Origin of the sequence: Dinghuibacter silviterrae (genome assembly GCF_004366355.1) — a bacterium.
Classification (GTDB): Bacteria; Bacteroidota; Bacteroidia; order Chitinophagales; family Chitinophagaceae; genus Dinghuibacter; species Dinghuibacter silviterrae.
In genome coordinates this window covers 1,990,385-2,007,318 of sequence record NZ_SODV01000002.1, presented here as the reverse complement: position 1 = coordinate 2,007,318, position 16,934 = coordinate 1,990,385, and the positions used below count along the sequence as shown (strand labels likewise).

13 protein-coding genes are annotated in these 16,934 nt (G+C 57.4%); 4 read left to right on the top strand and 9 right to left on the bottom strand.

Annotation, left to right across the window (positions count from 1 at the left end; translation table 11 throughout):
- Positions 1 to 4 precede the first annotated feature (4 nt).
- The 5 genes from hutI to hutH all read right to left on the bottom strand — a co-directional run bounded on the left by hutI (position 5) and on the right by hutH (position 6,953).
- Positions 5 to 1,366: an imidazolonepropionase gene (gene hutI, locus EDB95_RS25410; protein WP_133999283.1), complete on the bottom strand. Its 1,362-nt coding sequence runs from the start codon at positions 1,364 to 1,366 to the stop codon at positions 5 to 7.
- 4 nt (positions 1,367 to 1,370) lie between these two features.
- Positions 1,371 to 3,182: a chloride channel protein gene (locus EDB95_RS25405; protein WP_133999280.1), complete on the bottom strand. Its 1,812-nt coding sequence runs from the start codon at positions 3,180 to 3,182 to the stop codon at positions 1,371 to 1,373.
- A gap of 15 nt (positions 3,183 to 3,197) precedes the next feature.
- Positions 3,198 to 3,485, bottom strand: coding sequence for a hypothetical protein (locus EDB95_RS25400; RefSeq protein ID WP_133999277.1), 288 nt, complete (start codon positions 3,483 to 3,485; stop codon positions 3,198 to 3,200).
- Between the two features lie 88 nt (positions 3,486 to 3,573).
- Positions 3,574 to 5,412, bottom strand: coding sequence for a urocanate hydratase (hutU, locus tag EDB95_RS25395; RefSeq protein ID WP_133999274.1), 1,839 nt, complete (start codon positions 5,410 to 5,412; stop codon positions 3,574 to 3,576).
- Entirely contained in the window at positions 5,409 to 6,953 is a 1,545-nt protein-coding gene (gene hutH, locus EDB95_RS25390; protein WP_133999271.1) for a histidine ammonia-lyase, read from the bottom strand. The genes hutU and hutH overlap by 4 nt, the downstream gene beginning before the upstream one ends.
- 77 nt (positions 6,954 to 7,030) lie before the next feature.
- Between hutH and EDB95_RS25385 the strand changes: the two genes are divergently transcribed.
- On the top strand, positions 7,031 to 7,924 hold the full coding sequence (locus tag EDB95_RS25385) for a LysR family transcriptional regulator (RefSeq protein WP_133999268.1): 894 nt from the start codon (positions 7,031 to 7,033) through the stop codon (positions 7,922 to 7,924).
- Here EDB95_RS25385 and EDB95_RS25380 read toward each other — a convergent pair.
- Both EDB95_RS25380 and EDB95_RS25375 read right to left on the bottom strand, forming a co-directional pair.
- Entirely contained in the window at positions 7,921 to 8,184 is a 264-nt protein-coding gene (locus EDB95_RS25380) for a hypothetical protein (RefSeq protein WP_133999265.1), read from the bottom strand. The genes EDB95_RS25385 and EDB95_RS25380 overlap by 4 nt on opposite strands.
- 114 nt (positions 8,185 to 8,298) lie before the next feature.
- Positions 8,299 to 10,752 carry an aminotransferase class I/II-fold pyridoxal phosphate-dependent enzyme gene (locus EDB95_RS25375; protein ID WP_162852790.1) on the bottom strand — a complete coding sequence of 818 codons (2,454 nt, stop codon included), beginning with the start codon at positions 10,750 to 10,752 and terminating at the stop codon, positions 8,299 to 8,301.
- Positions 10,753 to 10,932: 180 nt separating this feature from the next.
- Here EDB95_RS25375 and EDB95_RS25370 point away from each other — a divergent pair, with 180 nt between their 5' ends.
- Positions 10,933 to 12,087 (top strand): PAS domain-containing sensor histidine kinase, encoded by a 1,155-nt coding sequence (locus EDB95_RS25370; protein WP_162852789.1) that lies wholly within the window; start codon positions 10,933 to 10,935, stop codon positions 12,085 to 12,087.
- A gap of 14 nt (positions 12,088 to 12,101) precedes the next feature.
- Positions 12,102 to 12,782 carry a response regulator gene (locus tag EDB95_RS25365; protein ID WP_133999256.1) on the top strand — a complete coding sequence of 227 codons (681 nt, stop codon included), beginning with the start codon at positions 12,102 to 12,104 and terminating at the stop codon, positions 12,780 to 12,782.
- A gap of 3 nt (positions 12,783 to 12,785) precedes the next feature.
- Here EDB95_RS25365 and EDB95_RS25360 read toward each other — a convergent pair whose 3' ends face one another.
- Both EDB95_RS25360 and EDB95_RS25355 read right to left on the bottom strand, forming a co-directional pair.
- Positions 12,786 to 14,399, bottom strand: a complete 1,614-nt coding sequence (locus EDB95_RS25360; protein WP_133999253.1) for an ArnT family glycosyltransferase — start codon at positions 14,397 to 14,399, stop codon at positions 12,786 to 12,788.
- Between the two features lie 110 nt (positions 14,400 to 14,509).
- Positions 14,510 to 15,874, bottom strand: coding sequence for a DUF5723 family protein (locus EDB95_RS25355; protein WP_133999250.1), 1,365 nt, complete (start codon positions 15,872 to 15,874; stop codon positions 14,510 to 14,512).
- Between the two features lie 133 nt (positions 15,875 to 16,007).
- Between EDB95_RS25355 and EDB95_RS25350 the strand changes: the two genes are divergently transcribed.
- Positions 16,008 to 16,931 (top strand): beta propeller repeat protein, encoded by a 924-nt coding sequence (locus EDB95_RS25350; RefSeq protein ID WP_133999246.1) that lies wholly within the window; start codon positions 16,008 to 16,010, stop codon positions 16,929 to 16,931.
- The last annotated feature ends 3 nt before the right edge of the window (positions 16,932 to 16,934 follow it).

Sequence of the window (16,934 nt, the reverse complement as noted above, 5' to 3'; positions counted from 1 at the left end):
ATACCTAATATAGCAAAAACTCCCCATTCACCATAACTCTATCGATACAGTTCGTACCGAATGCATACGGCAGGTAGGCTAACGAAGGCACCGGCCGCATAAAAAGAAGGTTCGCGCGTTTGCCCTCCGTGATGCTCCCCACCTCCTCCCCCAGCCCCATGGCATACGCCCCGTTGAGCGTGGCGGCGTTGATGGCTTCCTCCGGAAGGAGCCGCATTTGTATGCAAGCCAGGGAGACCACCAGGTTCATGTTCCCGCTCGGACACGAGCCGGGGTTGTAGTCACTCGCCAGGGCCAGCGGCAACCCGGCGTCCACCATCGCCCGGGCGGGCGGATAGCCCATCCTGAGGAAGAAGGCAGCACCGGGCAGCAAGGTCGCGATGGTGTTGCTCCCTTTCAGACAATCGATCTCCTCTTGTCCCATCGTTTCGAGGTGGTCCACCGATAAGGCCTTTAATGCCACGCCCGCCTGAACGCCACCGGAGCGGTGGAGCTGGTTGGCGTGGAGCTTAGCTTTCAGGCCATAGGTTTCTCCGGCTCTCCCGATGCGCTCGGTTTCTTCCTGTGTGAAGAAGCCCTCTTCACAAAAGACATCGATGTAATCGGCCAGGCCTTCGGCGGCTATTTGCGGGAGCATTTTCTCTATGATCAGGTTTATGTAGCCCTCCCGGTCATCTTTGTAGGCGTCCGGTAAGGCATGCGCGCCCAAAAAGGTCGCCCGGACCGGGATCGGTGCGTTTTCTTTTAAGCGCCGGATGACGCGGAGCATCTTGAGTTCTCCCTCTACGCTAAGACCGTAACCGCTTTTGATCTCGATGGCCCCGGTGCCCTGTTGCATGCATTCGTGCAAACGGGCCCAGGCGTTTACATACAACACGTCTTCCGGGGTCTCGTTGAGCAGGCGCGCGGACCTCAGGATGCCGCCGCCCCGGGCGGCGATCTCGGCGTAGGTCAGGCCCCTGATTTTATCGACGAATTCGCCTTCGCGGTAGCCTGCGAATACGAGGTGCGTGTGGGAATCGCACCAGGACGGCAGGACGAGGGCGCCGGAGGCGTCGAGTTGGCGGTAGACGGCGGGGAGGGGGGAGGCGCCTTGCGGCGTCGCGACGAGGCCGCCTTGGGGCCCATGGGGATGGCCCTGGCCGAACGCGGCGATGCGCCCGTCGGTGACGAGCAGCCAGGCGTCGGTCAGCGACGGGAGGTGCGCGAGGGCGGCGCCCGCGAGGGGGCCTGCGGCATGTGCGCCGTGCGCGTGCGGGGCAGCATCCGCGAACGGGCCTGCGGCCGCGTGCCCCGCGGCGGCCCCGTGGCCCCTCGGGCGGGTCCCCACCAGGAGCCCGATGTTGTGGATCAAAGTGGACGTCATAGCGTTAGTCTTCTTCGTAAATATCCTTTTGCTGTGCTACGCGGGAACGGTATTGTTCGAACAAGCGGGATTTGGATACAAAACCTAAGAACCGCCTTTCCTCGTCTACGACGGGCAGATAGGCCGCGCGCGTCTCGTCGAACTGCTGCATCACGTTGGTCATCGGCGTGTCGATGGACAGAACCGCCGGGGCCTGCTTGAGGATGTCCTTCAAAAGGGTCTTGTCGTATGATTCGGGTTGGAAAAGCATGTGCTTGATGTCCCCGAGCTCGACGATCCCTGCCAGCCGGTGGGCCTTGTCTACGACGGCAAATATGTTTTTGTCTTCGCGCTGGATGAGCCGGACGAGGTCGAGGAAGGAGTCGTCGGGGTGAAGGACCGTGTGGTCGCGTTGGGTCAGGGCATCGAGGCTAAGGGAGGAGAGGATGTTGCGCTCGCGGCGGTGGGTAAAGATCTGCCCCGACATCGCAAGCTGTTTGGTCTCCATATAGTAGGGTTCGAAGGTCTTGGCGATAAAGTAGGCGGTGGTACTGACGATCATCAAGGGGATGATGAGGTCGTAGCCGTTGGTGATTTCGGCGATCAGAAAGATCGCGGTGAGCGGGCAGTACATCACACCGGCAAGCACGCCTGCCATGCCAACCAGGGTAAAATTGCCTTCGGGCAGGTGTAGCCAGCCGGTGGCGTTTCCAAGCCTGGAAAAAAAGAAACCCCAGTACGCACCGACAAAAACGGAGGGGGCGAAATTGCCGCCGTTCCCGCCGGCGCCGATCGTAATGGCCGCAGTGATGGGTTTGAGTAAAAGGATACAGCCGGTAAAGATGAGGAGCAACACGTTCTGCTGTACAAAGTGCAACCAGCCGGCGGTAGGGAGGATGTGTTCGGGTGTACCGTCTGCAAGCATTTTCACGCTTTCATATCCTTCTCCGTAGAGGGGGGCGAAAAGCAAAAAAAACATAGCCAGCATCAGACCACCGGTGAGCGCCTTTGCATAGGGGCTTTTTTTCCAATGATGAAAACGACCGTCCACCCCGCGGAACGCTTTTGCGTAATACAGAGACAGGAAACCCGCTCCTACGCCCATGAGGAAGTAAAAGGGAACGTTGTTATAGTTGAAACCTTGCTGGAGGGCGAAGTGGAAAAGCTCGGTTTTGCCAAGGTATACCTTCGAACAAAGCGCCCCCACGACCGCGGCGATGATCAGGGGGACAAAATAGCTGACCATGGTTTCCGCCAGGAGGACCTCAACGGCAAACATGACCCCTGCAATAGGCGCGTCGTAAACGGCGGCGATCCCTGCGGCCGCCCCGCAACCGATCATCAGCGTTCGTTCGGAATAATTCAGCAGACCCAGGCGGCCCATCGTGGAGCCTAAGGAGGAGCCCGTGGCGACGATGGGGGATTCCAGACCGGCCGACCCGCCCGATCCTACCGTAAGGGCACTGGTGATAAAATGGATATAGTTGTTGCGGGATGGAATAAACGCAGACTTGCGCGCGATGGCTTTCAGCACCATGGCAATCCCCTTGTCGATATGTCCCCGGAAAAAGCGCTGGATGATCCAGGTAGTGAGCAGCAGCCCCGCCGCGGGACACAACAGGAACAGGTACTCCTTACCGCTAAAATGCTGCACCAGCTTTTCTACCTGGTGAACGGAGTTTTTGAGGAGGACGGCCATGATACCGGACACCAGGCCGGTCAGGGTTGCGGTGAGAATAATATACTGAACCTTGGTGACCTTTGTACGCAGGAAGTATACCCCATTGTGGTATCCGCGAACGACTTTTTTCTTAATGGTACCGATCCATGGGTGCATGCGCAAAGGTAGGCGCTATTTTTTGAAATATAGTTCCAATAGCATGAAAGCAAAACCTAGGATTATGTATAACCCGATCATCCATTTGCCAGCATCTAAATTGATATTCTTTATTTCAGTGCGTAAGTTCGTTTCCAACCTAAGCAAATTCCCCTTTTGGGCACTTTGATATTCAGGACTAGCATTTTTTATATGCTGCTGTATCAATTCATCAAAAGCTTCTATCAATTCCCGGGCCTTGGCGTCGGACAGGCGCCCATCATTTTTCAAAAGAGTATACAGTTTCAATTGTGGGGCATTCATATTCCTTGGATGATTATTCAAGGCGAATATAAGAAGACGCTGTCAAATCTACCAACAAATAAAGCATTGGGTGCATGGCGGCCGAAAATCAGATTTTAAGTCCAAATTGCTCCGCCCACGCCTCCGCGCGCTCATACCCCGCGTCCGCGTGCCGGAAGATGCCCAGCGCCGGGTCATTGTAGAGGACACGGCGCAGACAGGCGTCGGCCCTGTCGGTGCCGTCGGCAAGGATCACCATACCGGCATGCTGGGAATAGCCCATGCCAACCCCGCCCCCGTGATGAAAGGACACCCAGGTGGCACCCCCGGCGGTGTTGCCCATGAGGTTGAGCAAGGCCCAGTCGCTGACGGCGTCGCTGCCGTCGAGCATGCCCTCGGTCTCCCGGTTGGGGCTGGCGACGGAGCCGCAGTCGAGGTGGTCGCGGCCGATGACGATGGGGGCCTTGACGCGGCCCGTGCGGACGAGGTCGTTGAAGATCAGTCCTGCCTTTTCCCGCTCTCCCATGCCTAACCAGCAAATACGTGCGGGCAGCCCCTGGAAGGCGACTTTTTGCCGGGCTTCGGTCAGCCAGCGGAGGAGGTGGGTATTCTCGGGAAAGGCCTCCATGAGGGCCTTGTCGGTCGTATAGATGTCTTCGGGATCCCCGCTGAGGGCAACCCAGCGGAAGGGGCCCTTGCCTTCGCAGAAAAGGGGGCGGATATAGGCGGGGACAAAACCGGGAAAGTCGAAGGCGTTGTCTACCCCACCCTCGACGGCGTAGGCGCGGATGTTGTTGCCATAGTCGAACACGACGGCGCCGGCTTCCTGCATGGAGAGCATCAGCCGGACGTGCCGGGCCATGGAGGCGATGGATCGCCGCTGGTACTCGGCGGGGTCGGCCTTTCGCAGGGCCAGGGCCTCTTCAAGGCTGATGCCGTGGGGCACGTAGCCGTTGAGGGGGTCGTGAGCGGACGTCTGGTCGGTGAGGACGTCGGGGATGATCCCGTCTTCCCGGAGCCGCGCCAGGACGTCGCCGGCGTCGCCGACGAGCCCGACCGAGAGCGCGGTCCCGGAGGCCTTCGCCTCCAGGACCCACGCCAGGGCCTCGCTATAATTCGTAGTCATGCGATCGATGTAGCGTGTATCCAGCCGCTTTTGGATACGGGTGGGGTCCACGTCGACCCCCAGGAAGGCGGCGCCGGCCATGGTGGCGGCCAGGGGTTGGGCTCCGCCCATGCCCCCGAGCCCCGCGGTGACGACCAGGCGCCCTTTCAGGGTACCGCCGAAGTGACGGCGGCCGCAGGCGGCAAAGGTCTCGTAGGTGCCCTGGAGGATGCCCTGTGTGCCGATATAGATCCAGGAGCCGGCGGTCATTTGGCCGTACATCATCAGGCCCCTGGCCCGGAGGTCGTTGAAGTGCTCCCAGGTGGCCCAGTGGGGCACGAGGTTGCTGTTGGCGATCAGGACCCGGGGCGCCATCGGGTGTGTCCGGACGATGCCGACGGGCTTGCCGCTTTGGACGAGGAGGGAGTGGTCTTCGTCGAGGTGGAGCAGGAGCTCGATGATCTTTTGTAGCGCTTCGGTGTTCCGCGCGGCCTGGCCAATGCCACCGTAGACTACGAGCCCATCGGGGTTTTCGGCGACGCCCGCGTCCAGGTTGTTGAGCAGCATGCGCAAAGGCGCTTCGGTCTGCCAGCTCCGGGCGTGGAGGGTCGTGCCCCGGGGGGCTTCGTAGTGGGGGTGCGCGGCGTAGCGCGCGAGGAAGGCGGCGGTCTCTGATGTACGAGGCGTGGCGGCGGCGCCCGCAGCGACGGCACTGGCGGCGCCCTGCGTGGCGTTAGCGGCGGCTTCGCCGCCGGGGGCTGCAGTCGTAGCGCCCGAGGCGGTTGCGCCGGCGGCGCCCTGTGTGGTGGCGGCTCCGCCGCCGGAAGGGGTCAAGGTGTTCATACAGGCGAGTTGTATATAGAAAATGTCTCTTGAGCGGAAACGGCCTCCGTAAAAGCCTCCACAGGCCGTTGCAGGAAGCGCACCGCTTCCATCATATCGTCGTGCAACACGCGGTCCGCGTCGTTAAACGAAACGACCTCGCGGAAGGCGGAGTGGAGCCGTTCGAGGCGGGGCGAGCTGTGCAACGGGCGCCGGAACTCCAGGGCCTGGGCGGCGCTCATGAGTTCTATGGCGAGGACGCGTTCGACATTGTGGAGGATGCGGTAGCACTTGGTGGCGGCGCCGGCGCCCATGCTGACGTGGTCTTCCTGTCCGTTGGACGAGGTGATGGAGTCAACGGAGGCGGGAGTACACAGCTGTTTGTTTTCGCTGACGATACCGGCGGCGGTGTATTGCGGGATCATAAAACCGGAATGGAGACCGGGGTTTTTGACGAGGAAAAGGGGCAGCCCGCGCTGGCCGCTGAGGAGCTGAAACACGCGGCGTTCGCTGATGCTGGCGAGCTCTGACAGGGCGATCGCGAGGTAGTCGAGGGCGAGGGCGAGGGGCTGGCCGTGAAAATTGCCACCGCTAAGGATGAGGTCTTCGTCAGGGAATATGTTGGGGTTGTCGGTGACGGAATTGATTTCGGTGAGGAAAACACCGAGCACATGGTCGAAAACGCCGGCGGTGGCGCCGTGGACCTGTGGGATACACCGGAAAGAATAGGGATCCTGGACCTGGGCCTTGGACCGGTAGGCGAGCTCACTCCCTGCGAGGTGTTCGCGGAGGGCCTGAGCCGTTGCGATTTGGCCGGAGTGAGGACGGATGGCGTGTATAGCTGGATGCAACGGCTCGGGGCTGCAATCGAAAGCGTCCCATGAGAGGGAGGCGATGAGGTCGGCCCAGCGGAGCAGGTGACGGGCGCGGGTCAGGATGTACATCCCGTAGGCGCTCATAAATTGGGTGCCGTTGATGAGGGCGAGGCCTTCCTTGCTCCGGAGGCGAATAGGACTCCAACCCTTTTCCCGGAGGACATCGGAGGACAACCGGCGCCGGCCGTCTACGAAAACCTCTCCCAGCCCGATGAGGGGCAGGCAAAGGTGGCTCAGGGGGGCCAGGTCGCCGCTGGCGCCAAGCGAGCCCTGGGTATAGACCACGGGGAGGACGTCTTCGTTGTAGAAGTCCAGGAGCCGTTTGACGGTATCGATCTGGACACCGGAGTGGCCGTAGCTGAGGGACTTGATCTTAAAGGCAAGCATGAGCCGGACGATGGGTTCCGGTACGACCTCTCCCATCCCGCAGGCGTGGGACTTTAGGAGGTTATACTGCAGCGCTTCGGTTTGCCCTGGGTCGATGCGGACGTTTTGGAGAAAACCGAAACCGGTGTTGATGCCATAGAACAGCTCCGAACCGGTGAGGCCGTCGAGGTATTCCCGGCAGTGCCGGATCCGTTCGTGGGCGCCGAAGGTGATGGAGATCCGTTGTTGGTAGGCCAGGAGCCAGTCTACCTGGTCGATGCCCAGCCAGCGTTCGTCTAAAGGCAAATAATTATAGCTCATCCTGGAGCAAAGTAAGCGTAAACGAATAATACCGGATTATACTATTTTTGAGGTCTATTGATAACAAAACGGCATTAATGGATATTCGTCAGCTCACGTATTTCCGCACGGTCGCCGAAGAGCTCCACTTCAACCGGGCGGCGCAAAAGCTGTTTATCGCCCAGCCCGCCCTGAGCCGCCAGGTCAAGGCCCTGGAGGAGGAGCTGGGAGTGCGTCTTTTGGAACGGGACCGGCGTAACGTGTCCCTGACGCCCGCGGGGGCGTATTTGCTACAGGCGACCACGCCTCTTTTGTCCCAACTGGCGGACATCGCCCATCGGGTCAAGCTCGTGGCGGACGGGCTGGACGGGGAATTGCGGATCGGGTATACGGGGTCGTGTGTCAACACCGTGCTGCCCCGGGTGTTGCCTGCCTTGAACCGGCAATACCCCAGGATACAAACTTATTTGAATGAAATGACCTCCGCGGCACAGCTGGAGGCCTTGAAAAGCGGAGAACTGGACATCGGTTTTCTGCGCAACCCTCCCCCCTACCCGCTCTGGGACACCCAGCCCGTCTGGAAAGAGCCGTTTTACCTGGTGGTGCCTTTGGCGCACCCCCTGACGGCCCGAAGCTTTAAAAGCCTGCAGCAGGTGGCCAGCGAGCGGTTTATCCTGCCGCCCCGGCACGACGGCGAGCTGTACCACGAACACATCCTGGGGATTTGTACGGAAGCAGGGTTGCACCCCCTGGTGGCTCATGAGTCCACACACGGGCATACGATCGTCAAGCTGGTGGAAAGCGGGTTGGGGATATCCATTTTGCCGGAGACTTTCCGGCGGTTGTATAGGCACACAGTGAAGTTCCTGCCCCTCCGGCATACCCAGCGGCAGGCGGAGTTGACAGCGGTATGGGTGAAAGACAGCCGGAATGCGGCACTGGAGAAATTCGTCGGAATGATAAAGCTTATAAAACGGGAAGGCGGCCGCTAGCCGCCTTCCTCGTTCTTATTTTTTTCATTGGTCATATTATCGTACATACGTAAGATGTCCATAAAATTTACCGGTTCCACTTTTTCAATCTCCTCCTTCATCTGGTTGTATATGACTTCGACGTAGAAATCATATATGGTAAAGATACGGACCTCTGTGCTGCCGAATGAGCGCTCAAACTCCAGTTGCCCAAACTCCTTGAGCAATTCCACCTTTGATTTCAGATTGAATTGACAATATTCTCCTTTGGTTATCTTCATGATGGTTCATGCAATTACCGATAGAGGTCATCCTTTTCATTGTGGTTGGCATATGACGTAGTGTGTTTGAGGTTATAACTGCAACGCGCTCGGTGTTCATCCGGTTTGTATCAACTAAGATTGACGGGAGTAAAGAACGGTATTTTCTTTGAGACTTGCCAAAACTTCCATATTGAAAGTATCCCTGCTGTGTATATAAGCGTAGGCCTGTACCTGTACGGCACCGACTTTCTTTTTCTCCACGGCGGCGGCGAATCCCAAACAAACCTTTGCCTTCCCGAGGTCTTTTGCCCTGAGTACCAATTGATAAAGTGCCTGCCGATAGATCTTGTAGTCTCTGTTGTGGGTATAATCCAAACCGATGACCATGGGCGAGTAGGTATGCTCCCCTTTGTAATTGATCACTATGCAGACCGGTTTGTCGTTTTCCCCGAAACCGGGTTTTAGCGACAAAACCAGTACCTCCCACTTTGGGTTATCGAAGATCCGGGCAAACCATTTTTTGGGCAGATCAAACGTATTCAGTTCCAGGCTGTGGGTTTTTACATTTTGATACAACCCATACCATTCGTCGATCACGTCGTCTCCGGGGTAAGCTGTGACCACGCGCACGTCGTATTTGGCTTCGTGCTTGCGTACGTCCTCCCTGTAGTGCTGCCGGGAACGGGCAGACAAAGACTCATAGTAGCCCTCGCGGCCTTCCCAGCTGAGGTCGGAGACGATGCTGGTTTCCGGCATGGCGATGCGGACAAAACCGTTGTCCACCATCAGCGCATCCAGTTCCGGGTCGATTCCATGGAAATCCCGGACAACCACATTCCCCGACTTGTGCTGTTCTTGTATCGAGTATGCTTTTTCGACAAACATCAGCAAGGCGTCCTTCCACAGGGGCGACGTCTTATCGATGTACAGGTGTTCTCCTTCGGTGAGCAGCGACCCGACGGCCGTGACTTTGGAGGTCAGGTAGTACGGATCTTTTTTGCGCAGCTCTTCCACGTGCCTTGACACGGCCGCAGGCGACAACATATCGTCCTTCCACATCCCCGTTGTCAGGAAGGAGGCCACGACAGGCCGCTCCTCCTGGTCCCGGACCACCACATAGTCAAAAGACCAGTTGTTGGCGGGTTGTTCGTTGTGGGTAAAGGATGCCTCCAGGGTGTGCATGCCTTCCCAGTCGAAGGTACCCCGGTCTTCCATCATGGCGTTCCATTCCGCCCTCGGCACCTCGGCGATTTCCTTATAATGGCTGAGGTTCAGGGACAGGCTTTGCGCCAGGACGGTGTTCACCGAACGGTCGAGTTCGACCTCTTCGGGCATCGGCATTTTGAAGGCCTTGTAGATGTCGGCAAGGGTCATGCCTTCTTCTTTCATGGCTTTGGGCAGTTCCGCCGCCATGGTAGCGATCATGTCCTCGATTTGAGCAAAAGTATGCAGCCGCGTGATGGTGAAGCGGACGCCCGCCTGTTTCATAGGGACGACGGGGAAAACGCCCAGGTTCACATAGAACCCGGCGTCGAGTAACCGGCCTACCATATTGTAGGCCAGCTTCGGAAGGCTCACACCCACGAAGAAGACGGCCCCGATCGGTGTGGACACCGCGGGCAGTTTGTATTTCCTGAGCATGAGGTTGGTAAACCGGATCCTTTCGTGAAGGTCCGCCTGTAAGTCATAGATCTCGGGGGTAAGGTGGATACGGGCCGACGCCAGGGCAGCGCCCAGCGTGGCGGGTTGAAGGGGTCCGGAGGACAACAGGGGCGCCCCGCAGTTCCGCACCTTTTGCATCTGTTCGGCGTCGGGATAGACCATGACTGCGCCCCCGGTGGCAAAGGCCTTTGCCAGCGAGGTCGCCATGATCATTTTCGGGTGCATGGGCCGGTTGTTGAGCACCCACCCGCGACCGTGTTGGCCGTGGACACTCATCCCGTGGGCATCATCCACGTAGGCGTGGAGCTCGGGATACTTGTCCATCAGGGCATAGAGATCGTCCACGGGGCAGTTGTCCCCAAACATGGAATACACCCCGTCTGCCATATACCAGATTTTACGGTGCTTGCTGCGGAGTTCTTTGATCTTGTCCTCCACCTGGTCCATGCGGTTGTGACGCACCAGCTCGGTATACACGCCCCTTGCTTTCAGCGGGGTCACCGCGGACTGGACCGAGTTATGGACCTGGTGATCCAGGATGATGGCGTCTTCGTCCTGGACCAGCACGGGCAGGTTCGACAAGTGCCCCAGGGTCGTCGTGGGCACGATGACGATGGGCTGTCCGAATATTTGCAAAAAGGCTTCTTCGAGGTCCTGATAAAGCTTCAGCGATACATACGCCCTCGACTCGGAAAACTGGGTGCCATAACGGTCTATGGCATCCTTGGCGCTTTGCTTCAGCCGCTCATCAAACTCCAATCCCAAATAACTGCACGATCCGAAATTGACCACCCGCTTACCTCTTAGCTGCAGATAGTTCCCGCTGAAGGAGTGGTCCTCATTGTACAAATGCAGGATGTCCTTCTGAACACCATGCGTGATGATCTGGTCGATGGTCTCGTAGAATGATGCGCTCTTTCCCATAGTCTTGAGGTTTGGTATAGAGCCCAACATATTTCATTATAGGACACCAGACAACGTATAAAATACTGAATTAAAAAATGCACGTTAGTAATTTTTCCTACGTATTTAAACGTAGTAAACCGGCCCATGGAGAATCCGACTCTAAAATTGTTAACTTTAGGACAAATCGGTTGCAGGGAATTGGACAAACGTATCCACAAAATCAACAGGCTACTTACTGACTACTCGCTGGGGAAGTTTGAGCGACGCCTGGACTTATCCGAAAAACTGGATGACATCGATGCCTTCATCACCGGCGTAAACATGCTGGGCGAAGAGCTGAAGGACTCCACTATTCGTAAGAATTACGTTATCAATATTTTGAACTCCGTTTCGGACATCGTCCTGGTGCTCAACCGGGCCGGGAGGATCGAGGAGATCAACAAAACGGCCTGCGAACAGCTGGAGTGTCCCCGGGAGGAGCTCCTGGGCCGGACCCTGGACGAATGGCAGGAGGGCGGACGGGGGTCGCTGTTTTCCTTTATTTTCCACCAACTCAAGGCCGGCAAACCATCGGTTTTCTCGGACAGCGTGTTCATCACGGCGACGGGTAAAAAAATCCCCGTGAATATTTATTCCTCCTACCTGATGGACGATACCCGGAAAAACAGCAGCATTATCGTCACCGCCAAAGACATCACCCTCCAGATACAATCGGAAAACCTCCTGCTCCGCGCCATTATCGATACCCAGGAAAAGGAACGCCAGCGCCTGGCCCAGGACCTGCACGACAGCCTCGGGCAACAGATCTCCGCCATCAAGTTCTATATCAGCGCGGCCGTGGACAACACCGCCGACAGCCGGAACCGGGATATCCTGCTCAAAAGCAATGAGGCCCTGATGAAAGTACAGGCGGAGATGCGCAATATTTGTTTTAACTTAATGCCAAAGACCCTTGAGGAGTTCGGTCTCCTAAAGGCGATCGAGCAATTGTGCAAACAACCAACGTATGCTGGCCGGGTGCGGTTTACGATAGACTGTCCCGAAGACTTCCCCTCCCTTCTCCAGAAAGTGGAGATCGATATTTTCAGGGTGGTCCAGGAGTTTATCACCAACGCCCTCCGGCATGGCAACGCAGACAAGATCTGGATGAAATTCCAGCACAACAAGACCCAGGTCCGGATCGTTCTCAAGGACAATGGCCAGGGGTTCGAGCTTGCCGAGGGCCTGGCGTCCCCGGGACGGGGTTTGTACAACGTTCAATCCAGGATCAAATCCCACGAGGGTGAGGTCCGGATCAAAAGCTCCCCGGGAAGCGGCGCAGAATACCATTTGACACTACCCAATAAACACTAATACCCAAGGCTCCTATGACAGTAACAGCAGATAACGACGTAGCGGTACACCTCATCAACCTCCTGATCGTGGACGATCACCAGATGGTGCGGGATGGAATCAAGGTCATGTTGCAGTCGAAAAAAGACGTGTTCCAGTTCATCATCGACGAGGCCGAGAATGGCGAGGAAGCGGTCAAAAAAGTCATGCGCAAGCCCTATGACGTCATCCTTTTGGACTACCAGATGCCGGACATGAGCGGTGCCCAGACGGCCGAAAACATCCTGAAATACCAGCCCCGGACAAAGATCCTGGCACTTTCCAATTACGACGAGCTCTCCTTCGTGGAACGGATGATCGCCTCCGGCACCCGGGGCTATGTCCTGAAAAATATTGAACCTACACAACTCCTGGCGGCCATCAAGACCATCCTGGAGAACAAGACGTACTACTCCAACGAGGTCTCCAATAAACTCCTGGACGCCGCCGGTAAAAAGGCGGTCGATCAGATCCTCGAAAAACACGGGCTCACCAAACGGGAGCTCGAAGTGTTGCAGATGATTGCCCAGGAAATGACCAACGAAGAAATCGCCGAAAGGCTCTTTGTCGGGAAGCGGACGGTGGATACTCACCGACAGAATCTGCTCAATAAGCTGCATGCGAAGAATACCGTGGGGCTTATAAAAGCCGCCTATAAGCTGGAGCTGGTCAAGTAGCCTTTAGTGCATGCTTCCGCCGTCCCCCAACGGGTTCTGCGGGCCGTTCCCTTGTAATGACGCCGCCGTCGTTTTCCACCGGGCCCGGGCGAGCTTTTCGCGGAAAGCCTCATGGAGCCGCTCCGTGGGGCCCTTAAACAGGATGATCAGCGAGCCGTGCTCCCGGGCCAGCGGGTTGGTGATGCTATCGGTCACCACTGCGCTTTTGAATTCCTTTATAAATTCATGTTGCATCTCCTGTTTGTCATCCGTTACCAACAGGAGGACGTCCGAACTGTCGAAACCCTGTTGCGGCATCCAATACAAAAAGCTGGCGTTGTCGCTATAAGCCATCGGCAGGTGGTATTGCGGGCCGTAGTAGTTCACGGCGCCGCACTCGCCGTAGTTGTCGCAGAAAAGGAAGGTTTTTTTCTTTTCTTCTTTTGTTAGACCATCGTATGCCTTCGCCACTTTTGCCGTCATTTCCTTCCAGGACAGCATGTCCGCAAAATCCTGCGGGAGGGCGTGATCTTTCAGGTCTTCCCAGTGGAGGGCACCGACCTTACGGGCGGTAGCATGGTTTGCGTAATAATTCGCCTGCTCCGCGGGCGGTAGGAAAGGCAGCGAGAGGGTCAAGGCGCGGTAACCGACGAACAGGGTGAAGGCGAGCATTATGGCACCGCGCACCCACCAGATGACGGTACGCTTTCCAAGCCACGCCTCCAGCCGCACGGCCCCAAACGCCATCAGCACGGGATACACCCCTTGCGCATAGTAGTCCTTCCCGTGCGCGATCGCCAGGAGCGCGAGGGTGATTCCAGAGGCCCAGGCGATAAAGCGGTATTGTTTTTTGCGCGCGGTATCCACTAACCCCACCACCCAAACGTAAATACAAGCCAGTTGCAGCAACAGCTGCGCAAAAAGGAACGACCACGGGCTGATGTATTGCAACTGGCCATGGTTGAGCTCCCGCATGTGGAAAACGACGGGGAACCCGCGGGAAGCTTCCCAGAGAAAGTTGGGCAAAAACAAAAGCAGCCCCACTCCTACCGCGAAGTAGAAATGCCGGTTCCCCAGGATTTGCCGGTTCCAGGACAATAGGAGGCCCCCCGCCAGACCCGCCGTATAAAACAGGATGGAGTATTTGCTCAGCATCCCCAGCCCAAAGGCAATCCCCGTCACGTACAATTCCCGGTTCTTGCCCGTTTGGGTATACCGGACAAGCCCGTACACCATGGCCGTCCAGAAAAAGATGTCCAGGAAATTGGGCTGGAAAAGAAAAAACATCCTCAGCCAGGCACCAAAAACAAACGGCGCAAAACCGATCACCAGCGCCACCCATCGCCCGCCCAGGGACAGGATGATCCGTCCGGTGAGCAAATAGGTCAGTGCGCCGAAAAGGGCCGGCCAAAGTTTGATCATCACCATGCTCCCGCCCAGGAAGTTGGTCAGCCAGGCAAAGACCGACAACAGGGGCGGGACTTCCATATACCCCCAAGCCATGTGCCTGGCTTCGGCGAGGTACAGGAATTCGTCCCGGTGGGGTTCCCAGACCGGGTTTTGTATCAGAAACGGCAGGATCAACTTTACAAGGGCCAGGCCATAGAGGAGCAGACGGGTGGTCGAATTGGGTTTCATGGAGGGAAAATAGGAAACCCTCCGGGAATCGGCCCGGAATTTTGACCATCTGCGCCGGAACGGTGACCATTGGGCGCCTGTTGGGCGGCGCCCAATGGGGCCCGCGACGCCTAGTGTCTCAGAAATCCTACATGCACCCCTATAAAAAAGTTCGCATCCTTTGACTGGCCAAAAATCGCCCCCAGGATGCTCCCCGAGCCGAGGAACACGGGCCCCGCCCTCAGCGCCAGCCCTGCGTTCACACCCGAGAGCGTATTGTAGCTGATGGGCACGAAAACGCCGAGATGCCTCATTTCCAGCCGGGGTGTCAGCGTATAGGTGTTGTAGGACGTGGGGTTGTACGCCTTTTGTATCGACGCCACCCTGATCTGGGCCATGACATTGACATACAAAAACGAGATGACGTGATAGTCCAGGTCCAGTTGTACGCGGGTGGGCAGGCTCACACGGTATTTGGCCGTTCCGCTGTCCGTGGGCGTGAAGTACAGGGGATTTTGGGCGAAGTGCTGTTTATAGTTGTCCAGGTTCACCGAATCAAGGTCGCTCAGGTAATACCGCTGATTGGCCCCGATATGCACGTTGTAGACACCAGAGCTCTGCGGCTCCGGCGTGTAGCCGATGCTCCCCAGGTCCAGCAGCGACGCGCCCGCCCGCAGCAGATAGCCGCCCTTTGGGAGCCTGAATTCATACACCAGGCCCAGGTCCGCACCCACGCCCGTCCCATGCGTTTCCGTCAGGTCTTTCCCCTTGACGTGTGAGAAATCGATCCCGGCAAAACCCATCCCGATCTGGCCGGTGGTAGGTGATAAATAGGGTTGCTGCAGGACGTTGTCCTCATTGATCGTTCCACTGAAATTCCTGACCAGCATGTACCCGTTACCGACCCCCATCAGGTAGCGGAGGGTGACACCGGCTTTTAGGAAATTGGGGCCCTTGTGCATTACTTCCCGGGCCACAGACGCGCCAATTTCTTTCCAGGCGTTGACATTGACCGCCATATTGCCCGGCGACTGTATGGTAACAGGCAGGTTTGCGTTTCCGTTTTGGCTGTTGTCCAGGCTATTGGCCAGGGACCGGTCCAGGTCACGCACATTTGCCACCACCCGGGCGCGCGTGGTGAGGGCCACGCTGAATTTGCCGGGCAGCCGGAGCATCACCGAAGGACCCTGGATACACACATTGATCAGGGCGCTGACCGTGCCCGTCCCGCCGCCGAACAACTGGTTCCTCAGGGAATCCCCTTTCAGGGAGCTGCCAAGGGTCCCCAGCTTAAAACTGACCCTGTCACTGGCCACGTCCGGATCCAGGGAAAAAAGACATACATCAAAACGGTAACGGCTATCTGCAATGTTCGCCGGGTTGGAAAAAACACCGGTGACCCCGGTATAATTCCCCGTGCTAAAGCCGGGCAGCGTCTGGGCGCCGGTAAGGAATGGGTACAAGAATCCCATGAAGAGCAGGCATCTTTTCATCATTTTGCGGTTTGGTTACAGATATAGAACAAATTCAGGTATCTTTTTATACCAAAAAGCCGGTATTATGTTTCGGATTTTTCTTGTTTTATGCCTGTCAGGTTTGGTTTTGGTCATACACGCCCAAAATTTGCTCGTGGTTCATGCCCCCACCAGCTTCCGGGGACTATCGGTCCAGGGTAGCGTCATCTGGGTAAGCGGCACCGGTGGCACCGTGGGAAGGTCGACCGACGGTGGAAGCCATTTTTTCTGGACGAGCGTGCCGGGGTTCGCCAAAAAGGATTTCCGCGACATAGAGGCCTTTGACTCCTCGACCGCCGTGATCATGGGCATAGACACCCCCGCCGTGATCCTTCGTACGACCGACGGCGGCGTCCACTGGACGGAGGTCTTCCGGGATGGCACACCGGGGATGTTCCTCGACGCCATGTCTTTTAAAGGAGCGAAGGGCATCGTCGTGGGCGACCCCGTGCACACGTTTACCGGGGACCGATTTTACCTCGCTATGACCATCAACTATGGGAAGACCTGGACCGCCTTTTCCGACGGTATCCGGCCGCCGGCCGATAGTGGCGAGGGGTGTTTTGCTTCCAGCGGCACCAACATACGGCTACTGCTTGAGCCTGGGCTGCCTTATGTGTTTGTCAGCGGGGGGCCTTCCAGCAGGGTTTTTACGAATGTGTACGGCCATAAGCTTCCTCTTATTCAGGGTTTTGTCAGCACAGGCGCTAACAGCATTGCCACTGATGGTGCGCACTGGGTTATTGTGGGCGGGGACTTTGCCCATGATACGGTTACCCGGGGGAATTGCGTGTACTCTGTAGATGGAGGGGCGCACTGGCTGGCGCCCCATACCCCGCCGCATGGGTATCGCAGTTGCGTGGTGCATGTTTCCGGTGACACGTGGTTGTGTTGCGGGACCAGCGGGATCGATGTTTCCAACGATGGGGGGGATCATTGGAAGCTGGTGAGCCGGGAGAACTTTCATGTGGCCGCTGTGGCGGGGCGGACGGTGTATCTCGCGGGGGCGAGGGGGCGCGTGTCGAAGCTGGATCTGTGAGTT